Genomic DNA, 18,309 nt, shown 5'->3' with positions numbered 1-18,309 from the left:
CGGTTCAACATCAGGTACCGGACTTTATCCGCGTCCAGGCGCGGGTTCTGGCCCGTTCGGCATCTCGCGTCAAAGGCTTGAGGGTATACAGCTTGGCCATCGCCTCTGCCGTTGGATACAGGTTGGGGTTGTTGCGAATCGTCGGATTCACCTTGTCGGTCGCATCCTTGTTCGGGTTCGGATACCCCACGAAGTCGCTGATCGGCGCAATCACCTCTGGCCGCAGCAGGTAATTGATGAACGTATGCGCATCCTCCGGGTTTGCTGCGCCCTTTGGAATCGCCAGCATGTCGAACCAGATCGGCGCGCCTTCCTTGGGCAGGCGCATGTCCACCACCACGCCGTTGTTCGCCTCACGTGCGCGGTTGGCTGCCTGCGAGAAGCTGCCGCTGTAGCCCACTGCCACACAGATGTCGCCATTGGCGATGTCTGCCATGTACTTCGAGGAGTGGAAGTAGGTGATATGCGGACGAATCTTCAGCATCAGCTCCTCGGCCTTCTTATAGTCAGCCGGTTTGTCGCTGTTCGGCGGCAAGCCCAGGTACTGCAGGGCCAGCGGTAGAATCTCCGACGGCGAGTCGAGCAGGGCCACGCCGCACTGCTTGAGCTTGGCGATGTTCTCTTCCTTGAAGATCAGGTCCCAGCTGTCCACCGGCGCGTTGTCGCCGAGTGCAGCCTTGACCTTGGCCGGGTTGAAGCCGATCAGCACGGTGCCGTACATATACGGCACGGCAAACTTGTTGCCCGGGTCGTTAGCTTCGATCAGCTTCATCAGTGCCGGGTCCAGGTGTTGCCAGTTCGGCAGCTTGCTGCGATCCAGCGGCTGGAACACCCCGGCTTCGATCTGCTTGGCGAGGAATACGTTGGACGGTACTACCACGTCATAGCCGGAGTTGCCGGTTAGCAGCTTGGCTTCCAATGCCTCATTGGTGTCGAAGATGTCGTACACCAGCTTCACGCCGCTGTCCTTCTGGAAGGCAGTCAAGGTCTGCGGGGTGATGTAATCGAACCAGTTATATACACGCAGGGTTCGCTGCTCGGCTTGCGCATGCAGGGCGCCCGCGAACAGGGTGGCAGCGATGAATGGGGCGAGCAGACGTTTGAGTCGGACCATTATCGGGCTCCTGGCTGGGCGCGCTGGAAGCCTTCCAGCACATTGACCGCGTTGATGCCGATTTCCTCCACAGCGTAGCCGCCTTCCATCACGAACAGGGTCGGCTTGCCGAGTTGGCCGATGCGCTTGCCCATTTCCAGGTAATCCGGGCTGTCCAGCTTGAACTGCGAGATGGGGTCGTCCTTGAAGGTGTCCACACCCAGGGAGATGACCAGCACGTCGGCGTCATAGCTGGCGATGCGCTTGCAGGCATCCTCCAGGGCTGCGCTCCAGGCGGCCCAGTCGCTACCGGCGGGCAAGGGGTAGTTGATGTTGTAGCCCTGGCCTGCGCCTTCGCCGGTTTCATCGGCATAGCCGAGGAAGAACGGGAATTCGTCCTGCGGGTCGCCGTGGATCGAGGCGAAGAACACGTCGTCGCGGCTGTAGAAGATGTCCTGCGTACCGTTGCCGTGGTGGTAGTCGACGTCAAGGATGGCGACCTTGCGTCGGCCTTGGTCGAGGAAGGCCTGGGCGGCGATGGCGGCATTATTCAGATAGCAGTAGCCGCCCATCACTTCGCCGGCAGCGTGGTGCCCTGGCGGACGGCACAGGGCGAACGCGGCATGGGCGCCTTGCTGAATTGCAGCCTGGGCGGTCAGGGCAACTTGCGCAGCACTGTAGGCCGCCTGCCAGGTACCCGCGGTGATGGGGGCGCCGGCATCGAAACTGTAGTAACCCAGTTCGCCATGCAGGCCGGTCGGCTTGACCTGGCGCAGTGTGCGGGCCGGCCAGGTGAAGGGCAGCAGGTCACCCTCTTGGCCCAGCGCAGCCCAGCGGGCCCAGGCGCCTTCGAAGAAATCCAGGTAATCGGCGCTGTGGACGCGCAACAACGGCGCACGGCCGAAGTCGGTCGGGCCCTTGATGTCGCCGAGCTTGCGTTTTTTCACCTGGTCGAGCACATGGTCGGCGCGCGAAGGCATTTCGAAACAGGGCATCAGCTTGCCATCGATCAGCTCGCAGCGGCCGTGGTGCAGGCGGTGGTCATCGGAATAGATCGTCAGCATTGTTGTTCTCCGGTGGGACTGGCGTGGGTCCATTGTCATGGGCTGATCAGCAGGGGAGAACGACGCAAACGGCCAAAAGGGGATCGATATGGCCAAGGTCTTTGGCCGGATGGGTGGTGACCTATCCGGCCTTTTCGCGGGTGAACCCGCTCCTACAATGGCCACCAGGGCGTCAGGGGTTGTGACGCCCCTGTAGGAGCGGGTTTACCCGCGAAGAGGCCAGAACAGGTCAACCACGAAAATGGCTGGGCGCCACGCCACTCCAGCGCTGGAAGGCATGCCGAAAACTGGCCGTCTCACTGAACCCCAAAGTCTCTGCAATCCGGTAGATCGGCATCTGTTCATCGGCCAGCAACTGCTTGGCCCGCTCGAACCTCAGCTCGTCCAACAGCTGTTGATAACTGCTGCCCAGCGCCTGCAAATGCCGGCGCAGAGTGCGCGAAGAGCAGTTCATCTGCCGCGCAAGCCCTTCCAGCCCGGGTGCTGCGTCCAGTTGCTGCGCCAGCAGCTGGCGAATCCGTCCCAGCCATGCCTGGCGACCGGTGAATTCAAGGTTCAGGCGCCGGCAGCGCTCGCTCATGGCTTTGTGAGTAATCGGGTCGGCCAGCGGCAGCGGCATATCCAGCCATCGCCGTTCGAAGGCAAAGGCATTGTCCTCGGCGGCGAAACCGATCGGGCATTGAAAGGCTCCGGCATAGAGCGCGTGGTAACCAGGGCGAGGGTGTTCGAAGCGTGCGCCAAGCAGCGGCAACGGCCGGCCAAGCAGGTCATCACAGATGACTTTCAGCGACACCAGGCAGAACTCGGCGTTGAAAGCGCTCAGCGCCGGGCTGTCCTGGTAATCGCTGGCGCTGAACCAGACACGTTGGCCGTCGTCGAGCAAGCGCAGCTTGAAGACTGTTCCCAGCAGTGCCGGATACTGCAGCGCCAGGCGTAGGGCGTCACCCAAAGTGGCACTGGAGAGCAGCGCGTAACCGAGCATGCCGTAGCACGACACGCGCATGCGCTGGCCCAGTTCCAGGCCAATGTCCTCGCGCCGGGCCACAGCATTGGCGCAAACCTGCAGCTCCTGCTGGGTGGTGATGCGCGCATCGGCATGCCCCAGGTCTGCCGGGCCAATGCCGCTGCCGGCCAGCAACGCCGACGCCTCGCAACCGTCTGCCTGGAAGACGTTGAGGATCAGCGAAACTGCGTTGAGGGTGGTCAGGTGGCTGTGCAGCATGCTGGGTAATCCCGTTTGGCTGGGACGCATTACGGAGCAAGTTATGTGCCGATATCCGGGGCTGCAGGCAAACCACATACCCTGCCGGCGCGGCCGGGTGTTGCGAAGGCTGCATAGCGGCCTCCAAAACCTTCAGGCAAAAAAAAGGCCCGAAGCAAGCGCTCGGGCCTTGGAAAGGTTGAGAGGTGTCTAGTCCCTCGACCTGGTGAGACTGTTTACAGCGGCCTGATTACGCCTTCAGCGGAACCAGACGTGGAGCGATCATGTTTTCCGGACGCAGGATGTCGTCGAGCATCGCGTCGTCCAGCAGCTTCTCTTCGCGCACCAGTTCCAGTACGCCGCGGCCGCTTTCCAGGGCAACGCGGGCAATACGGGTGGCGTTTTCGTAGCCGATGTACGGGTTCAGTGCGGTAACCAGGCCGATCGAGTGCTCGACCAGTTCACGGCAGCGCTGTTCGTTGGCGGTGATGCCGACGATGCAGTGCTCGCGCAGCATGTCCATGGCGCGTTGCAGCAGGCGGATCGAGTCGAAGATCTTGTAGGCGATCAGCGGCTCCATCACGTTCAGCTGCAGCTGACCACCTTCGGCGGCGACGGTCAGGGCCAGGTCGTTGCCCATGATGGCGAAGGCCACCTGGTTCACAGCTTCTGGAATAACCGGGTTGACCTTGCCTGGCATGATCGAGCTGCCTGGCTGACGCGCTGGCAGGTTGATCTCGTTGATGCCGGTGCGTGGGCCGCTGGACAGCAGGCGCAGGTCGTTGCAGATCTTCGACAGCTTGACCGCGGTGCGCTTGAGCATGCCGGAGAACAGCACGAAGGCGCCCATGTCGGAGGTGGCTTCGATCAGGTCGGCAGCCGGTACCAGCGGGTGGCCGCTGATGGTGGCCAGGCGCTGTACGGCCAAGGCCTGGTAGCCAGGGTCGGCGTTGATGCCAGTACCGATGGCGGTACCGCCCAGGTTGATTTCGGTCAGCAGTTCCGGAGCCAGCGAGCGCAGGCGCTGCAGGTCTTCAGTCATGGTGGTGGCGAAGGCGCGGAATTCCTGGCCCAGGGTCATCGGTACGGCGTCCTGCAGCTGGGTACGGCCCATCTTCAGTACGTGGTCGAATTCTTTACCCTTGGCAGCGAAGGCCTGGATCAGGCTATCAAGGCTGGCCAGCAGCGCGTCGTGGCCCAGCAGCAGGCCCAGGCGGATTGCGGTCGGGTAGGCGTCGTTGGTCGACTGCGCCATGTTCACGTCGTTGTTAGGGTGCAGGTACTGGTACTCACCCTTCTGGTGGCCCATGGCCTCCAGCGCAACGTTGGCAATGACTTCGTTGGCGTTCATGTTGGTAGAAGTACCAGCGCCGCCCTGGATCATGTCTACCACGAACTGGTCGTGGAAATCGCCTTTGATCAGGCGGGCGCAGGCTGCGGAAATGGCAGCGTGCTTGGCATCGCTCAGGTGACCCAGCTCACGGTTGGCGTCGGCAGCGGCCTGCTTGACCATGGCCAGGGCCACGACCAGCTTCGGGTAGTGCGACAGCGGAACACCGGAGAGGTGGAAGTTGTTGGCAGCGCGCAGGGTCTGGATGCCGTAGTAGGCATCTGCAGGAACTTCAAGGGTACCCAACAAGTCTTTTTCGACGCGGAACGATGCAGCAGAGGACATGATGTATATCATCTCGATTTTGACCCGGCACATGCCGGAATGGCGCCAATCCTAGGCCTGAAGGTGTTTTTGCGGCCAATGCTATTGCACGCTAACCTATGCACAAACGGCATAGTGTTTCATGTGACGCCAATTGATATTCGAGCGTGTTCCATTTTGGTGCGCGCCGGGAGATGTGCTTCGTGAACCTTGAAAGCAAATGGCTGGAAGACTTCAGTGCTCTGGCCGCTACCCGCAGTTTTTCCCAGGCCGCAGAGCGGCGTTTCGTGACCCAACCGGCCTTCAGCCGGCGCATTCGCAGCCTTGAGGCGGCGTTGGGCCTGCAACTGGTGAACCGCTCTCGCACACCCATCGAGCTGACCGAGGCGGGTCAGCTATTTCTCGTCACAGCACGTACTGTTGTCGACCAGTTGAGCGAAATTCTCCGCCATTTGCATCACTTGGAAGGCGGGCAGGGCGAGGTGGTGCAGGTGGCTGCGGCACACTCCTTGGCGTCGGGTTTCTTCCCCCGTTGGGTGGCCCAGTTGCGCAACGACGGGTTGAACATCGCCACCCGCCTGGTTGCGACTAACGTCGGAGATGCCGTACATGCACTGCGCGAAGGCGGCTGCGACCTGATGCTGGCGTTCTACGACCCGGACGCGGCCTTGCAGATGGATGCCGAGATCTTCCCGTCGCTGCACATGGGCACCACTGAAATGCTGCCGGTGTGCGCTGTGGATGCCGATGGCAAGCCATTGTTCGACCTGGAGGGCGAGGGCAGTGTGCCGTTGCTAGCCTACACCGCCGGCGCATTCCTCGGCCGCTCGGTCAACTTGCTGCTGCGCCAGCGCAACCTGCGGTATACCACCGTTTATGAAACTGCCATGGCCGACAGCCTCAAGAGCATGGCCCTGGAAGGGATGGGCATCGCTTGGGTGCCGCGTCTGTCCATGCGTGGCGAGCTCGAACGCGGTGAACTGGCGATCTGCGGCGGTAGCCAATGGCATGTGCCGCTGGAAATCCGCCTGTACCGCTGCGCGCTGGTGCGTAAGGCTAACGTCCGCTTGCTATGGCGCAAGCTGGAGTCGTCTGGAGCACAAGGTGAAGCGTCACTTTGAATTGTCCTTCAGGTATTCAGTGATTTGATGCAGGCGTGCAGCGCTCGTCGACCCCGAGGCAGCAGGAAAAAGTTGTCCCACGAGACAGCTTGCCCTTTGATCCGGCATGTGCTTGTAGGGGTGGGCGGCCAGCCTTTAAATACGTTACAATCCCGCGCCTTCGGCCGACCTGGTCGATTCAGAATCCGTATGACAAGCCACGCCGGCCCACCTGCGTGGCTTGTTGCTTTTAGCGCGCCAGAAGGCGCTTGCAGGAGAGGCTCGACGATGAGTGCACTGGTTGGCGTGATCATGGGCTCCAAGTCCGATTGGTCCACCCTTAGCCACACCGCCGATATGCTGGAAAAACTCGGCATTCCCTACGAAGTGAAGGTGGTTTCCGCCCACCGCACCCCGGATCTGCTGTTCCAGTATGCCGAGGAGGCTGAGGGCCGTGGCATCGAGGTGATCATCGCCGGTGCCGGTGGCGCAGCCCACCTGCCAGGCATGTGCGCCGCCAAGACCCACCTGCCGGTGCTGGGCGTGCCGGTGCAGTCGTCGATGCTGTCGGGCGTCGATTCGCTGCTGTCGATCGTGCAGATGCCTGCCGGTGTACCGGTTGCCACCCTGGCCATCGGCCGTGCCGGTGCGGTCAACGCTGCCCTGTTGTCGGCCAGCATTCTGGGCGCCAAGTACCCGCAGTACCACGCGGCGTTGAAGCAGTTCCGCACGGAACAGACCGACACCGTGCTGGACAACCCAGACCCGCGCCAGGCTTGAGGCTCAACCCATGAAGATCGGTGTAATCGGTGGCGGCCAGCTGGGCCGCATGCTGGCCTTGGCGGGTACCCCGCTGGGCATGAACTTCGCCTTCCTCGACCCGGCACCGGACGCCTGCGCTGCGCCCCTGGGCGAGCACCTGCGTGCCGACTACGGCGATCAGGACCACCTGCGTCAGCTGGCCGACGAAGTCGACCTGGTCACCTTCGAGTTCGAAAGCGTCCCGGCCGAGACCGTGGCCTTCCTCTCGCAGTTCGTGCCCGTGTACCCCAGCGCCGAATCGCTGCGCATCGCTCGTGACCGCCTGTTCGAAAAGAGCATGTTCCGCGACCTGGGCATCCCCACCCCGGCCTTCGCCGACATCCTCTCACAGGCCGATCTGGACGCCGCAGTGGCCAGCATCGGCCTGCCGGCCGTGCTGAAAACCCGCACCCTGGGTTACGACGGCAAGGGCCAGAAGGTGCTGCGCACGCCAGAAGACGTGGTGGGTACCTTCGCCGAGCTGGGCAGCGTGCCATGCCTGCTGGAGGGCTTCGTGTCGTTCACCGGCGAGGTGTCGCTGGTGGCCGTGCGTGGCCGCGATGGTGAAACCCGCTTCTACCCGCTGGTGCACAATACCCACGAGAGCGGCATTCTGCGCTTGTCGGTAGCCAGCCAGGCACACCCGCTGCAGGCTCTGGCCGAAGATTACGTCGGCCGCGTGTTGCAGAAGCTGGATTACGTTGGCGTGATGGCCTTCGAGTTCTTCGAAGTTGATGGTGGCTTGAAGGCCAACGAAATCGCCCCGCGCGTGCACAACTCCGGGCACTGGACCATCGAAGGCGCCGAGTGCAGCCAGTTCGAGAACCATCTGCGTGCCGTGGCCGGCCTGCCACTTGGCTCGACCGCCAAGGTGGGCGAGAGCGCGATGCTCAACTTCATCGGTGAAGTGCCGGCCGTGGACAAGGTTGTCGCCATCGGGGACTGCCACCTGCACCACTACGGCAAGGCCTTCAAGGTTGGCCGCAAGGTAGGACACGCCACCCTGCGCTGCCCTGACATGGCCACCCTCGAGCGCAAGATTGCCGAAGTAGAGGCGCTGATCAGTAACTGATCGGGCTTCGAATCGAACTTCTGCAAGCGGCATGCCCTCTGAATATGGCAACAAGCCGAAGCCCGTCTAGGCTTTGGCTTGTTCCAACTTCACTGCAGAGGGATTGCCATGGGTATCATTGGAACCATCTTCATCGGCCTCATCGTCGGCCTGCTGGCCCGCTTCATCAAGCCGGGCGATGACAGCATGGGCTGGATCATGACCATCCTGCTGGGTATTGCCGGCTCCTTGTTGGCTACCTATGGCGGCCAGGCGCTGGGTATATACCAGGCTGGGCAGGCGGCGGGCTTCTTTGGTGCGCTAGTCGGTGCCGTGGTCCTGCTGGTGATCTACGGATTCATCAAGAAACGCTGATTACTGGTTAGAATGCTCGGCAATTCATTCGAGTTGCCGAGCATTTTCATGCGTGCCTTTTTCCTCGTCCCCTTGCTGTTGGCCAGTACCCTGGCCCATGCCGAACTGCCCGAAACCGACTGGCTGGAGCTGATGCCCAGGTCGGACCAGAAGGCGCTCGAACAAATGCCTGAAATCGACCACAACTCGCCGGAAGCCATGGGCACCTTTACCGCCAAGGGTGGCCTCAAGCAGAGCAAGGGCCTGCCTGCGGTGATGTACTCGACCAAGACCGTTGCGGCCATGAATGGCAAGGACATCCGCCTGGGTGGCTACCCTGTGCCGCTGGAGAGTGACGCCAAGGGCAACAGCACGTTGTTCTTCCTGGTGCCGTACCCGGGTGCGTGCATCCATGTGCCGCCACCACCGCCCAACCAGTTGGTACTGGTGCGCTACCCGAAAGGCCTGAAGATCGATGACATCTACACCCCGCTGTGGGTCAGCGGCAAGCTGAAGGTGGAGAAGGTCAGCAATGACCTGGCCGATGCGGCCTATGCGCTGGATGCAGACAAGGTGAGGGTGGTGGAAGACGCAGACCTTTGATAATTGCCCCGGCCTCTTCGCGGGCAAGCCCGCGAAGAGGCCGGTAATAAAAGAGCAGGGCTCAGATATTTTCACAACCGATCTGGACGCCCAGCGAATGACTCGCCCCAGGCTTCAACTCCACCAGGTCATCCCACACATTCGCTGTCTCGATGCACAGCATTCGCTGCCATCCATCGTCAGCCATGTCCGCCAGCTCCTTGGCCCGCTCGGTCCACGGGTTCCAGATCACCGCCGAGCGCGAGCCGCTGCTGGTCAAGGTAATCCGCCGATTCCAATGCGGGTCGACGATGCTGAGGGTCTGCGGGGTGTTCAGGTAGATCCGGTCCGTCTCCCCGGCAAACGTCAGTGCCCCCTGCTGCTGGCGCTGTTCCCAGCTCGCCAGGGTTTCGATATAACCCAGCCCGTCGACGCCCTCGACCCGCGCCTGGCGCACATCGCTGACCGCGAAGTAGCTATGCAGGGCCTGGCTGATGGTCACGGGGGTATTGCCCATGTTGCGGCTGGTCAGGCTCAGTTTCAGCTCTGCGCCCATCTCCACCACCAGTTTCAGCTCGACATCATGGGGCCAACCGGGCAGGTCGCCCTGCGCTTCAGGCAGTTCGAACTCGATCCGCAGGGTTTCGCCCACTTCCTCGATACCCAGCAATTGCCAGTCACGCGTGCGCGCAAGCCCGTGGGCAGGCGCCGGTGTTCCCTGGTACATGGCCTGGACGGCCTGAGGGTTGCGCTGCAGGTTGCCAAACCATGGCCAGCACACCGGTACCCCGGCGCGTACCGACTTGCCCTGGCGGAAGATGGCCTGGTCGCTCAGCCACAGCAGTGGCGGTTCGCCCACCTGCTGGTAGCTGAGGACCTGTGCGCCCTGCTGGGCGATCAGGAGTTCGGCACGGTCACTGCTGATACGCCAGCAGTTGAGTTCGCCATGTTGCTCGGTTACGACCTGAAAGGTAGCCATTGCGTTCTTCTCATTGATTGCCAGTGGGCCTTGGACCCGGGCAGATGCAATGAGTTTACCGCCAGCGTGGCTCAGCGACGAGGCACCGAGCGGGTACGACCACTGCCGTCGATGGCGACGAAGACGAATACCGCTTCGGTGACCTTGCGCCATTCGCTGGACAGCGGGTCATCGCTCCACACTTCGACCATCATCTGGATCGAGCTGCGGCCGATTTCCAGGGTCTGGGTATAGAAAGACAGCTGTGCGCCGACCGCGACGGGTACCAGGAAGGCCATGCGGTCGATGGCGACGGTGGCTACGCGGCCGCCGGCGACACGGCTGGCCATGGCCGTGCCTGCCAGGTCCATCTGCGCAACCAGCCAACCGCCGAAAATATCGCCAAACCCGTTGGTTTCTCGCGGCAATGCGGTGATTTGCAAGGCCAGGTCGCCTTGCGGGATTGGATCTTCTTGTTCGAGCTCAATCATGCGATGGGGCCTCTGACCCGTGACGCTTTTCGTTGGTGTGGCGCAAAGGCCGGGTAAACGATTCAGCTTGAAACATACTACGCCGATTTCGTTTCACTGGGCGGCCGTAGGGAAACTCTGCGAAACCGCCTGACAATAGTGACCGGCGTTTTCGCACAACATCCCACGTTAGGAGCAACATAATCCTACGATTCGCCAGTATATAGGGCATAACGGCCAGCGACGACCGCGCATTCACGAATATCTGTGTGGATTTTGTATCGCTTTCGGCGTAGCTCGGCAATTTGCTATCTTCGCCTGTCTCCAATCCAGAAGCCGCGCGCCAAGCGGCCTGCATGCCCTACAAAGAGAACAACGAGCGATGACTTCCGTGCCCAGCAGTATCGAGCAGCCCTCGCGGCCGCTGACCCGCAGCGACTACAAGACCCTCTCACTGTCCGCCCTGGGTGGTGCGCTGGAGTTCTACGATTTCATCATCTTCGTGTTCTTCGCCACGGTGGTGGGCAAGTTGTTCTTCCCGGCCGACATGCCCGAGTGGCTGCGGCTGATGCAAACGTTCGGCATCTTCGCCGCCGGCTACCTGGCGCGGCCGCTGGGCGGCATCATCATGGCCCACTTCGGCGACTTGCTCGGGCGCAAGAAGATGTTCACCCTGAGCATCTTCATGATGGCCCTGCCGACCCTGATCATGGGCCTGCTGCCGACGTATGCGCAGATCGGCATGTGGGCACCGATCCTGCTGTTGCTGATGCGCGTGATCCAAGGCGCGGCAATCGGCGGCGAAGTACCGGGCGCATGGGTGTTCGTCTCTGAACACGTGCCGGCTCGCAACACCGGCTATGCCTGCGGCACCCTGACCGCCGGCCTGACCGCCGGCATTCTGCTGGGCTCGCTGGTAGCGACCTTGATCAACAGCGTGTACAGCGCGGAAGAAGTGGCTGACTACGCCTGGCGAATCCCGTTCCTGCTTGGCGGTGTGTTCGGCCTGTTCTCGGTGTACCTGCGCCGCTGGCTGCACGAAACCCCGGTGTTCGCCGAAATGCAGCAACGCAAGGCACTGGCCGAGGAGTTGCCTCTGCGCGCTGTGCTGCGCGATCACCGTGGTCCGATCATCCTGTCCATGCTGCTGACCTGGATGCTTTCTGCCGGCATCGTGGTGGTCATCCTGATGACCCCGGCGCTGCTGCAGAGCTTCTACCACATCAGCCCGACCGACTCGCTCAAAGCCAACAGCCTGGCCATCGTGTTGCTCAGCTTTGGTTGTATAGGTGCCGGCAGCCTGGCCGACCGCTTTGGTGCAGGCCGCGTGTTCGTGATCGGCAGCCTGCTGCTGCTGGCCAGCTCCTGGACCTTCTACCACAGCCTGCCGACCCGCCCCGAGTTGCTGTTCCCGCTGTATGCCGTGACCGGCCTGTGCGTGGGGGTGATTGGCGCAGTGCCTTATGTAATGGTCAAGGCGTTCCCGGCGGTGGTGCGTTTCAGCGGGTTGTCGTTCTCGTACAACGTGGCCTACGCCATCTTTGGCGGGCTGACGCCGATGGTGGTGACCGCACTGCTGAAGGTGAGCCCGATGGCGCCTGCCTACTACGTGGCAGGCCTGTGCGCCGTCGGTCTGGCCGTGGGCCTGTACCTGCTCGCCAACAAGCGCTGATCTGCGCTTCGGCTACTGGCCTCTTCGCGGCTAAAGCCGTTCCTGCAGGGGGGTTGCACAGGCCTCAAGGCCGACACCTAACCTGTAGGAGCGGCTTTAGCCGCGAAGAGGCCAGACCTGCTTCCAGTGATGGCCTTTCATCCAATTGTCACAATGAAGTCATATCGTATTCATGCGGCCTGCCGATACTTGGGCCCGTTCCATCCAACACCCCAATATTCCTGCTAGGAGCAAGGCATGAAACTGAAGCGTTTGATGGCGGCCCTTACCTTTGCCGCCGCTGGCGTTGCAACCGCCAACGCGGTAGCCGCTGTCGATCCTGCGATCCCGACCTACACCAAGACCACTGGTGTTTCGGGCAACCTCTCCAGCGTTGGTTCCGACACCCTCGCGAACCTCATGACTCTGTGGGCCGAGGCCTACAAGAAGGAATATCCGAACGTAAACATCCAGATCCAGGCTGCCGGCTCCTCTACCGCGCCACCCGCGCTGACCGAAGGCACCGCCAACCTCGGCCCGATGAGCCGCAAGATGAAGGACGTCGAGCTGCAAGCCTTCGAGCAGAAGTACGGCTACAAGCCGACCGCCATCCCGGTCGCCGTCGACGCCTTGGCCGTGTTCGTGCACAAGGACAACCCAATCAAGGGCCTGACCATGGCTCAGGTCGACGCCATCTTCTCCTCCACTCGCCTGTGCGGTGGCAAGGCCGACATCAAGACCTGGGGTGACGTCGGTGTGACCGGCGACCTGGCCAACAAGCCAATCCAGCTGTTCGGCCGCAACTCGGTATCGGGCACCTATGGCTACTTCAAGGAAGAAGCCCTGTGCAAAGGCGACTTCAAGCCTAACGTCAACGAACAGCCTGGCTCGGCTTCGGTCGTGCAGTCGATCAGCTCCTCGCTGAACGGCATCGGCTACTCCGGTATTGGTTACAAGACCGCCAGCGTCAAGACCGTACCCCTGGCCAAGAAAGAAGGCGGCGAGTTTGTTGAAGACAACGAAGCCAACGCCCTGAATGGCACCTACCCGCTGTCGCGCTTCCTGTACGTCTACGTCAACAAGGCGCCGAACAAGCCTCTGGCCCCGCTGGAAGCCGAGTTCGTCAAGCTGGTGCTGTCGCAAGCGGGCCAGCAGGTGGTGGTGAAGGATGGCTACATTCCGCTGCCGGCCAAAGTCGTCGACAAGACCCTGGCTGACCTGGGCCTGTCGCACACCGGTAACGTTGCAAAGAAGTAAGTAATTAAGAAGAGGCCGGTGCCACTGCCCGGCCTCTTCCACGAATTTCCAGTCCGAAGCCAGGTTCCCTGTGCGGCGGGCTTTCGCGCGTCACCACTTTGTAATGTTTTTGTCACACGGGACCGCTAGGGTGTGCGCATGAATGATCTGGCCAATTCCAACATGACCCAAAACTCCCAGCCCGTGCGCATTGATTTCAATACGCCCGAGTTGCAACGCAAGCGCCGCATGCGCGCGCTCAAGGACCGCCTGACCCGCTGGTATGTGCTGGTAGGCGGGCTTGCCGTATTGGCGGCAATCACGTTGATCTTCTTCTACCTGGCTTATGTGGTGCTGCCACTGTTCCAGGGCGCCGAGCTGACCAGCAAGAAAGCCCTGGAGCCGACCTGGCTGCAGCAGGATGCCGGGAAGCCACTGATGATCGCGCTTGAAGAGCAGAATCAGGTGGGGATGCGTGTTTCGGACAAGGGCCAGGCATTGTTCTTCGATACCAAGACCGGTAACGAACTCAAGCGTGTCGAACTACCCGTGCCGGCAGACACCCAGGTCACGTCCATCAGTACTGACCAGCCGGGCAGCGCGCTGGTGGTGCTGGGCCTGTCCAATGGCCAGGCGCTGGTTTTCCAGCACACCTACAAGATCACCTACCCGGACAACAAGAAAACCATCAGCCCTGGCATCGACTACCCGTACGGCGAGCAATCGTTCGTGCTCGACGAGCAGGGGCGTGCGCTGGACCACGTCAGCGTCAACGTCAATGGCGACACCCTGCTGCTTGCCGGCTCTACCGGTGCTCATCTGCAGGTGGTCGAGCTGACCCGCACGGAAAACATGATGACCGAAGAGGTCACCACCGAGCAGAACCGCATCGAACTGCCGCAAATGACCGAGACGGTGAAGAATATCTTCATCGACCCACGCCAGCACTGGCTGTACGTGATCAACGGCCGTGCCACGGCCGACGTGTTCAGCCTGCGCGACAAGAGCCTCAACGGCCGTTACAAGTTGTCTGATAGCGCCGACACCGAAATTACTGCCACGGCCCAGCTGGTTGGCGGCATTTCGCTGATCATCGGTGACTCCAAGGGGGGGCTGGCCCAGTGGTTCATGGCCCGTGACCCGGATGGCGAATCGCGCTTCAAGCAGATCCGTACCTTCCAGATGGGCAAGGCGCCGATCGTGCAGATCGACGCCGAAGAGCGCCGCAAGGGCTTCATCGCCCTGGACGCCGAAGGCAAACTGGGCGTGTTCCACAGCACTGCACACCGAACCCTGCTGGTAGAGCCGGCTGCCGAAGGCCCTGGTACGCTGGCCCTGTCGCCACGCGCCAACCGCATCATCATCGAAGAAGGCGGCAAGTTGTTGCCGTTGAGCCTGCGCAACCCGCACCCGGAAGTTTCGTTCAGCGCGCTGTGGGGCAAGGTGTGGTACGAGAACTACGACGAGCCGAAATACGTCTGGCAATCGACCGCGTCGAACACTGACTTCGAGCCCAAACTGAGCCTGTCGCCGCTGACCTTCGGAACCCTGAAGGCCGCGTTCTACGCCATGATCCTGGCCGCCCCGCTGGCCATTGCCGCAGCCATCTACACCGCCTACTTCATGGCCCCGCGCATGCGCCGCAAGGTCAAGCCGGTGATCGAGCTGATGGAAGCGATGCCGACGGTGATCCTCGGCTTCTTCGCCGGCCTGTTCCTGGCCCCGTACCTGGAAGGCCACCTGCCCGGTGTGTTCAGCCTGTTCCTGCTGATGCCGATCGGTATCCTGCTGGCCGGCTTCTTCTGGAGCCGGCTGCCGGAGTCGATCCGCCTGCGTGTACCGGATGGTTGGGAAGCGGCGATCCTGATTCCGGTCATCCTGTTCACTGGCTGGTTCGCCCTGACCATGAGCCCGCACCTGGAAAGCTGGTTCTTCGGCGGCGACATGCGCCTGTGGATCACCAACGATTTAGGCATCACCTACGACCAGCGCAACGCCCTGGTAGTCGGTATCGCCATGGGCTTCGCGGTCATCCCGAACATCTACTCGATTGCCGAAGATGCCGTGTTCAGTGTGCCGCGCAGTCTGACCCTGGGCTCGCTGGCACTGGGGGCGACGCCTTGGCAGACCCTGACCCGCGTGGTCATCCTCACCGCCAGCCCGGGCATCTTCTCGGCGTTGATGATCGGCATGGGCCGTGCGGTAGGCGAGACCATGATCGTGCTGATGGCTACCGGCAACACGCCGGTGATGGAGATGAACCTGTTCGAGGGCATGCGCACCTTGGCCGCCAACGTGGCTGTGGAAATGCCGGAATCGGAAGTCGGTGGCAGCCACTATCGCGTGCTGTTCCTGGCCGCCCTGGTGCTGCTGATGTTCACCTTCATCATGAACACCTTGGCCGAGCTGATTCGCCAGCGTCTGCGCAAGAAATACTCGTCGCTTTGATAGAAAGGTAGCGATCCGTGAAAAAGGATTCCCTCAAAGGCTGGTTCAAGAGCGGCGCCCCAGGCGTCTGGATGAGCGGCGGTGCGGTGGCCATGGCCGTGATCATGACCGTCGGCCTGCTGGCGGTGATCGCCGTGCGCGGCCTGGGCCACTTCTGGCCAGCCGATCTTGTCCAGGCCACCTACAAGGTGCCAGGCCAGGCCGATCACGTCGTCATTGGCGAAGTGGTGCAGAAGGAGGAAGTACCCCGTGCTCGTCTGAAGGGGGCTGGCCTGCCAGTGCCTGACCAGGGCCCGGAGTTCATGACCCGCGAGCTGATCAAGGTAGGTAACCGCGACCTCAACGGCAGCGACTTTACCTGGGTGGTCGGCGACTGGCTGGTCGACGAACAGCGCCCGGCTGACCTGATGGCCCTTGAGCGCCGCGAGTGGGGCAACTTCTATGGCTACCTGGTCAGCGTCAAGGAACAAGGCCGCGTGGTTGCCGAAGGCCCGGCTGCCTGGAACGAACTGCAGGCCCGCCTCAAGCGTGCCAACCAGCTCAACAGCGAGCTGCAGCAGCTGGAGAAGAAGGACATCGGTGCCATCAACCATGGCCTTGAGCGCCTGCGCCTGCAAGCGCGCAAGCTGGAGCTGGACGGCAAGCTGGACGCCGCCGCCCAGGCCGACATGGACGCCGACCGTGCCGAACTGAACAGCCGCTACAAGGCTATCGAAGAACGCCTGACCGGCCTGCACCAGGCTTTCTCCCGCGACAGCCTGGTGGCCCGGGATGGCAACGGCCGTGAAGTGGAAATCAACCTGAGCAAGGTGGTGCATGCCGTTCAGCCGAACGGCATGTCGGCGTTTACCAAGCTGGGCACCTACTTCGGCAAGGTCTGGGAGTTCCTCAGCGACGACCCGCGTGAAGCCAACACCGAGGGCGGTATCTTCCCGGCCATCTTCGGTACCGTGATGATGACCCTGATCATGGCCGTGATCGTTACCCCGTTTGGCGTGCTGGCTGCCGTGTACTTGCGTGAATACGCCAGGCAGGGCCCGGTCACCCGGCTTATCCGCATTGCGGTGAACAACCTGGCCGGTGTTCCTGCGATCGTCTACGGTGTGTTCGGTCTGGGCTTCTTCGTCTATGTGCTGGGCGGCTCGATCGACCGCCTGTTCTTCCCCGAAGCGTTGCCGGCGCCGACCCTGGGTACCCCGGGCCTGCTGTGGGCATCGCTGACCCTGGCATTGCTGGCGGTACCGGTGGTGATCGTGGCCACCGAAGAAGGCCTGGCGCGAATCCCGCGCACCGTGCGTGAAGGCTCGCTGGCGTTGGGCGCAACCAAGGCCGAGACCCTGTGGAAAATCGTCCTGCCCATGGCCAGCCCGGCCATGATGACTGGCATGATCCTCGCCGTGGCCCGTGCCGCTGGCGAAGTGGCGCCGCTGATGCTGGTAGGTGTGGTGAAGCTGGCGCCGTCGCTGCCGGTGGATGGTAACTACCCGTACCTGCACCTGGACCAGAAGATCATGCACCTGGGCTTCCACATCTATGACGTCGGCTTCCAGAGCCCGAACGTCGAAGCTGCGCGGCCGCTGGTTTATGCCACTGCGCTGCTGCTGGTGCTGGTGATCGCGACCCTCAACCTCTCTGCCGTGTGGATTCGCAACCACCTGCGCGAGAAGTACAAGGCGCTGGACGGCTGACCCTGATTGCAAGCGTGCCGCCCGTAAGCCGGGCGGCCCTTTGAAACGACTTGATAGCGTATGGAGTTGACCATGCAGCAAGATTCCCACACCCATGGCATCGACATGTCTGCCCTGGGCCGCAACAAGCAGAGCCTGCGGATGGCTGAAGAAACCGTGGCCATCGAAGTGCCGGGCCTGAGCCTGTTCTATGGCGACAAGCAAGCGCTGTTCGACGTGCAGATGAACATCCCGAAGCAGCGCGTGACCGCCTTCATCGGCCCATCCGGCTGCGGCAAGTCGACCCTGCTGCGCACCTTCAACCGGATGAACGACTTGGTTGACGGTTGCCGTGTGGAAGGTGCCATCAACCTGTACGGCAACAATATCTACCGCAAGGGCGAAGACGTTGCCGAACTGCGCCGGCGTGTGGGCATGGTGTTCCAGAAGCCGAACCCGTTCCCCAAGACCATCTACGAGAACGTGGTCTACGGCCTGCGCATCCAGGGCATCAACAAGAAGCGCGTGCTCGATGAAGCCGTCGAGTGGGCGTTGAAGGGCGCGGCCTTGTGGGACGAGGTCAAGGACCGCCTGCACGAGTCGGCGCTGGGCCTGTCCGGTGGCCAGCAGCAGCGTCTGGTCATCGCCCGCACCATTGCCGTGGAGCCGGAGGTGCTGCTGCTTGACGAACCGTGCTCGGCGCTGGACCCGATCTCGACCTTGAAGGTCGAAGAACTGATCTATGAATTGAAATCCAAGTACACCATCGTCATCGTGACCCACAACATGCAGCAAGCGGCGCGTGTTTCGGATTACACCGCGTTCATGTACATGGGCAAACTGGTCGAATTCGGGGATACCGATACCCTGTTCACCAACCCGGCGAAGAAGCAGACCGAAGACTACATCACCGGTCGCTACGGCTAAGCGCCGCTCGCGAAACAGGCACCTTGGTGTCTGGCACCGGGGTTGCCGGTGT

At 62.0% G+C, this 18,309-nt stretch carries 16 protein-coding genes; 10 read left to right on the top strand and 6 right to left on the bottom strand.

Annotated features, from left to right (window positions below; translation table 11 throughout):
- Nucleotides 1-10 precede the first annotated feature (10 nt).
- The 4 genes from ACF8O8_RS14185 to aspA all read right to left on the bottom strand — a co-directional run bounded on the left by ACF8O8_RS14185 (nt 11) and on the right by aspA (nt 5,033).
- Nucleotides 11-1,114, bottom strand: coding sequence for a polyamine ABC transporter substrate-binding protein (locus ACF8O8_RS14185; RefSeq protein ID WP_003253292.1), 1,104 nt, complete (start codon nt 1,112-1,114; stop codon nt 11-13).
- Nucleotides 1,114-2,157 carry a histone deacetylase family protein gene (locus ACF8O8_RS14180; RefSeq protein ID WP_392509874.1) on the bottom strand — a complete coding sequence of 348 codons (1,044 nt, stop codon included), beginning with the start codon at nt 2,155-2,157 and terminating at the stop codon, nt 1,114-1,116. The genes ACF8O8_RS14185 and ACF8O8_RS14180 overlap by 1 nt, the downstream gene beginning before the upstream one ends.
- 229 nt (nt 2,158-2,386) lie before the next feature.
- Entirely contained in the window at nt 2,387-3,379 is a 993-nt protein-coding gene (locus ACF8O8_RS14175) for an AraC family transcriptional regulator (RefSeq protein ID WP_020191297.1), read from the bottom strand.
- Nucleotides 3,380-3,608: 229 nt separating this feature from the next.
- Nucleotides 3,609-5,033 (bottom strand): aspartate ammonia-lyase, encoded by a 1,425-nt coding sequence (aspA, locus tag ACF8O8_RS14170; protein ID WP_029380744.1) that lies wholly within the window; start codon nt 5,031-5,033, stop codon nt 3,609-3,611.
- Between the two features lie 182 nt (nt 5,034-5,215).
- Between aspA and ACF8O8_RS14165 the strand changes: the two genes are divergently transcribed.
- From ACF8O8_RS14165 to ACF8O8_RS14145, 5 genes are all read left to right on the top strand, one after another.
- Nucleotides 5,216-6,133: a LysR substrate-binding domain-containing protein gene (locus tag ACF8O8_RS14165; protein WP_010955826.1), complete on the top strand. Its 918-nt coding sequence runs from the start codon at nt 5,216-5,218 to the stop codon at nt 6,131-6,133.
- Nucleotides 6,134-6,400: 267 nt separating this feature from the next.
- On the top strand, nt 6,401-6,892 hold the full coding sequence (gene purE, locus ACF8O8_RS14160) for a 5-(carboxyamino)imidazole ribonucleotide mutase (protein ID WP_003253304.1): 492 nt from the start codon (nt 6,401-6,403) through the stop codon (nt 6,890-6,892).
- Between the two features lie 10 nt (nt 6,893-6,902).
- A complete protein-coding gene (locus tag ACF8O8_RS14155) occupies nt 6,903-7,985 on the top strand; it encodes a 5-(carboxyamino)imidazole ribonucleotide synthase (protein WP_392509873.1) in 1,083 nt (360 codons plus the stop codon).
- 108 nt (nt 7,986-8,093) lie between these two features.
- Complete coding sequence (locus ACF8O8_RS14150) at nt 8,094-8,339, top strand: GlsB/YeaQ/YmgE family stress response membrane protein (protein ID WP_010955824.1); 246 nt, start codon at nt 8,094-8,096, stop codon at nt 8,337-8,339.
- 48 nt (nt 8,340-8,387) lie between these two features.
- Nucleotides 8,388-8,921, top strand: coding sequence for a DUF3299 domain-containing protein (locus ACF8O8_RS14145; protein ID WP_012054120.1), 534 nt, complete (start codon nt 8,388-8,390; stop codon nt 8,919-8,921).
- 61 nt (nt 8,922-8,982) lie between these two features.
- Here the strand turns inward: ACF8O8_RS14145 and ACF8O8_RS14140 are convergent, their stop codons facing one another.
- Together ACF8O8_RS14140 and ACF8O8_RS14135 are read right to left on the bottom strand one after the other, a co-directional pair.
- Nucleotides 8,983-9,879 (bottom strand): D-hexose-6-phosphate mutarotase, encoded by an 897-nt coding sequence (locus tag ACF8O8_RS14140; protein WP_392509872.1) that lies wholly within the window; start codon nt 9,877-9,879, stop codon nt 8,983-8,985.
- 71 nt (nt 9,880-9,950) lie between these two features.
- Nucleotides 9,951-10,349, bottom strand: a complete 399-nt coding sequence (locus tag ACF8O8_RS14135) for an acyl-CoA thioesterase (protein ID WP_003253317.1) — start codon at nt 10,347-10,349, stop codon at nt 9,951-9,953.
- A 361-nt stretch (nt 10,350-10,710) separates the two neighbouring features.
- On the opposite strand from ACF8O8_RS14135, the gene ACF8O8_RS14130 reads away from it, so the two are divergent.
- From ACF8O8_RS14130 to pstB, 5 genes are all read left to right on the top strand, one after another.
- Complete coding sequence (locus ACF8O8_RS14130) at nt 10,711-12,000, top strand: MFS transporter (RefSeq protein WP_003253318.1); 1,290 nt, start codon at nt 10,711-10,713, stop codon at nt 11,998-12,000.
- A gap of 237 nt (nt 12,001-12,237) precedes the next feature.
- Nucleotides 12,238-13,236, top strand: a complete 999-nt coding sequence (locus tag ACF8O8_RS14125) for a phosphate ABC transporter substrate-binding protein PstS (protein ID WP_010955820.1) — start codon at nt 12,238-12,240, stop codon at nt 13,234-13,236.
- 138 nt (nt 13,237-13,374) lie between these two features.
- Nucleotides 13,375-15,663, top strand: coding sequence for an ABC transporter permease subunit (locus tag ACF8O8_RS14120; RefSeq protein ID WP_049588393.1), 2,289 nt, complete (start codon nt 13,375-13,377; stop codon nt 15,661-15,663).
- A 71-nt stretch (nt 15,664-15,734) separates the two neighbouring features.
- Nucleotides 15,735-17,351, top strand: coding sequence for a phosphate ABC transporter permease PstA (gene pstA / locus ACF8O8_RS14115; protein WP_173881456.1), 1,617 nt, complete (start codon nt 15,735-15,737; stop codon nt 17,349-17,351).
- Nucleotides 17,352-17,423: 72 nt separating this feature from the next.
- Entirely contained in the window at nt 17,424-18,257 is an 834-nt protein-coding gene (pstB, locus tag ACF8O8_RS14110; RefSeq protein ID WP_003253327.1) for a phosphate ABC transporter ATP-binding protein PstB, read from the top strand.
- Nucleotides 18,258-18,309: the final 52 nt, after the last annotated feature.

Origin of the sequence: Pseudomonas sp. TYF_14 (assembly GCF_043105275.1) — a bacterium.
GTDB classification, from domain to species: Bacteria; Pseudomonadota; Gammaproteobacteria; order Pseudomonadales; family Pseudomonadaceae; genus Aquipseudomonas; species Aquipseudomonas alloputida.
The sequence above is the reverse complement of the archived record's forward strand: the minus strand, read 5'-3'. Positions and strand labels throughout refer to the sequence as shown.

Excerpts from the sequence above, each read along its gene's own strand:
- pstB (WP_003253327.1), top strand. The coding sequence starts at position 17,424 with ATGCAGCAAGATTCCCACACCCATGGCATCGACATGTCTGCCCTGGGC.
- ACF8O8_RS14125 (WP_010955820.1), top strand. The coding sequence starts at position 12,238 with ATGAAACTGAAGCGTTTGATGGCGGCCCTTACCTTTGCCGCCGCTGGC.
- ACF8O8_RS14140 (WP_392509872.1), bottom strand. The coding sequence starts at position 9,879 with ATGGCTACCTTTCAGGTCGTAACCGAGCAACATGGCGAACTCAACTGC.
- pstA (WP_173881456.1), top strand. The coding sequence starts at position 15,735 with ATGAGCGGCGGTGCGGTGGCCATGGCCGTGATCATGACCGTCGGCCTG.
- ACF8O8_RS14180 (WP_392509874.1), bottom strand. The coding sequence starts at position 2,157 with ATGCTGACGATCTATTCCGATGACCACCGCCTGCACCACGGCCGCTGC.
- ACF8O8_RS14130 (WP_003253318.1), top strand. The coding sequence starts at position 10,711 with ATGACTTCCGTGCCCAGCAGTATCGAGCAGCCCTCGCGGCCGCTGACC.
- aspA (WP_029380744.1), bottom strand. The coding sequence starts at position 5,033 with ATGTCCTCTGCTGCATCGTTCCGCGTCGAAAAAGACTTGTTGGGTACC.
- purE (WP_003253304.1), top strand. The coding sequence starts at position 6,401 with ATGAGTGCACTGGTTGGCGTGATCATGGGCTCCAAGTCCGATTGGTCC.
- ACF8O8_RS14120 (WP_049588393.1), top strand. The coding sequence starts at position 13,375 with ATGAATGATCTGGCCAATTCCAACATGACCCAAAACTCCCAGCCCGTG.
- ACF8O8_RS14185 (WP_003253292.1), bottom strand. The coding sequence starts at position 1,114 with ATGGTCCGACTCAAACGTCTGCTCGCCCCATTCATCGCTGCCACCCTG.
- ACF8O8_RS14135 (WP_003253317.1), bottom strand. The coding sequence starts at position 10,349 with ATGATTGAGCTCGAACAAGAAGATCCAATCCCGCAAGGCGACCTGGCC.
- ACF8O8_RS14155 (WP_392509873.1), top strand. The coding sequence starts at position 6,903 with ATGAAGATCGGTGTAATCGGTGGCGGCCAGCTGGGCCGCATGCTGGCC.
- ACF8O8_RS14145 (WP_012054120.1), top strand. The coding sequence starts at position 8,388 with ATGCGTGCCTTTTTCCTCGTCCCCTTGCTGTTGGCCAGTACCCTGGCC.
- ACF8O8_RS14150 (WP_010955824.1), top strand. The coding sequence starts at position 8,094 with ATGGGTATCATTGGAACCATCTTCATCGGCCTCATCGTCGGCCTGCTG.
- ACF8O8_RS14175 (WP_020191297.1), bottom strand. The coding sequence starts at position 3,379 with ATGCTGCACAGCCACCTGACCACCCTCAACGCAGTTTCGCTGATCCTC.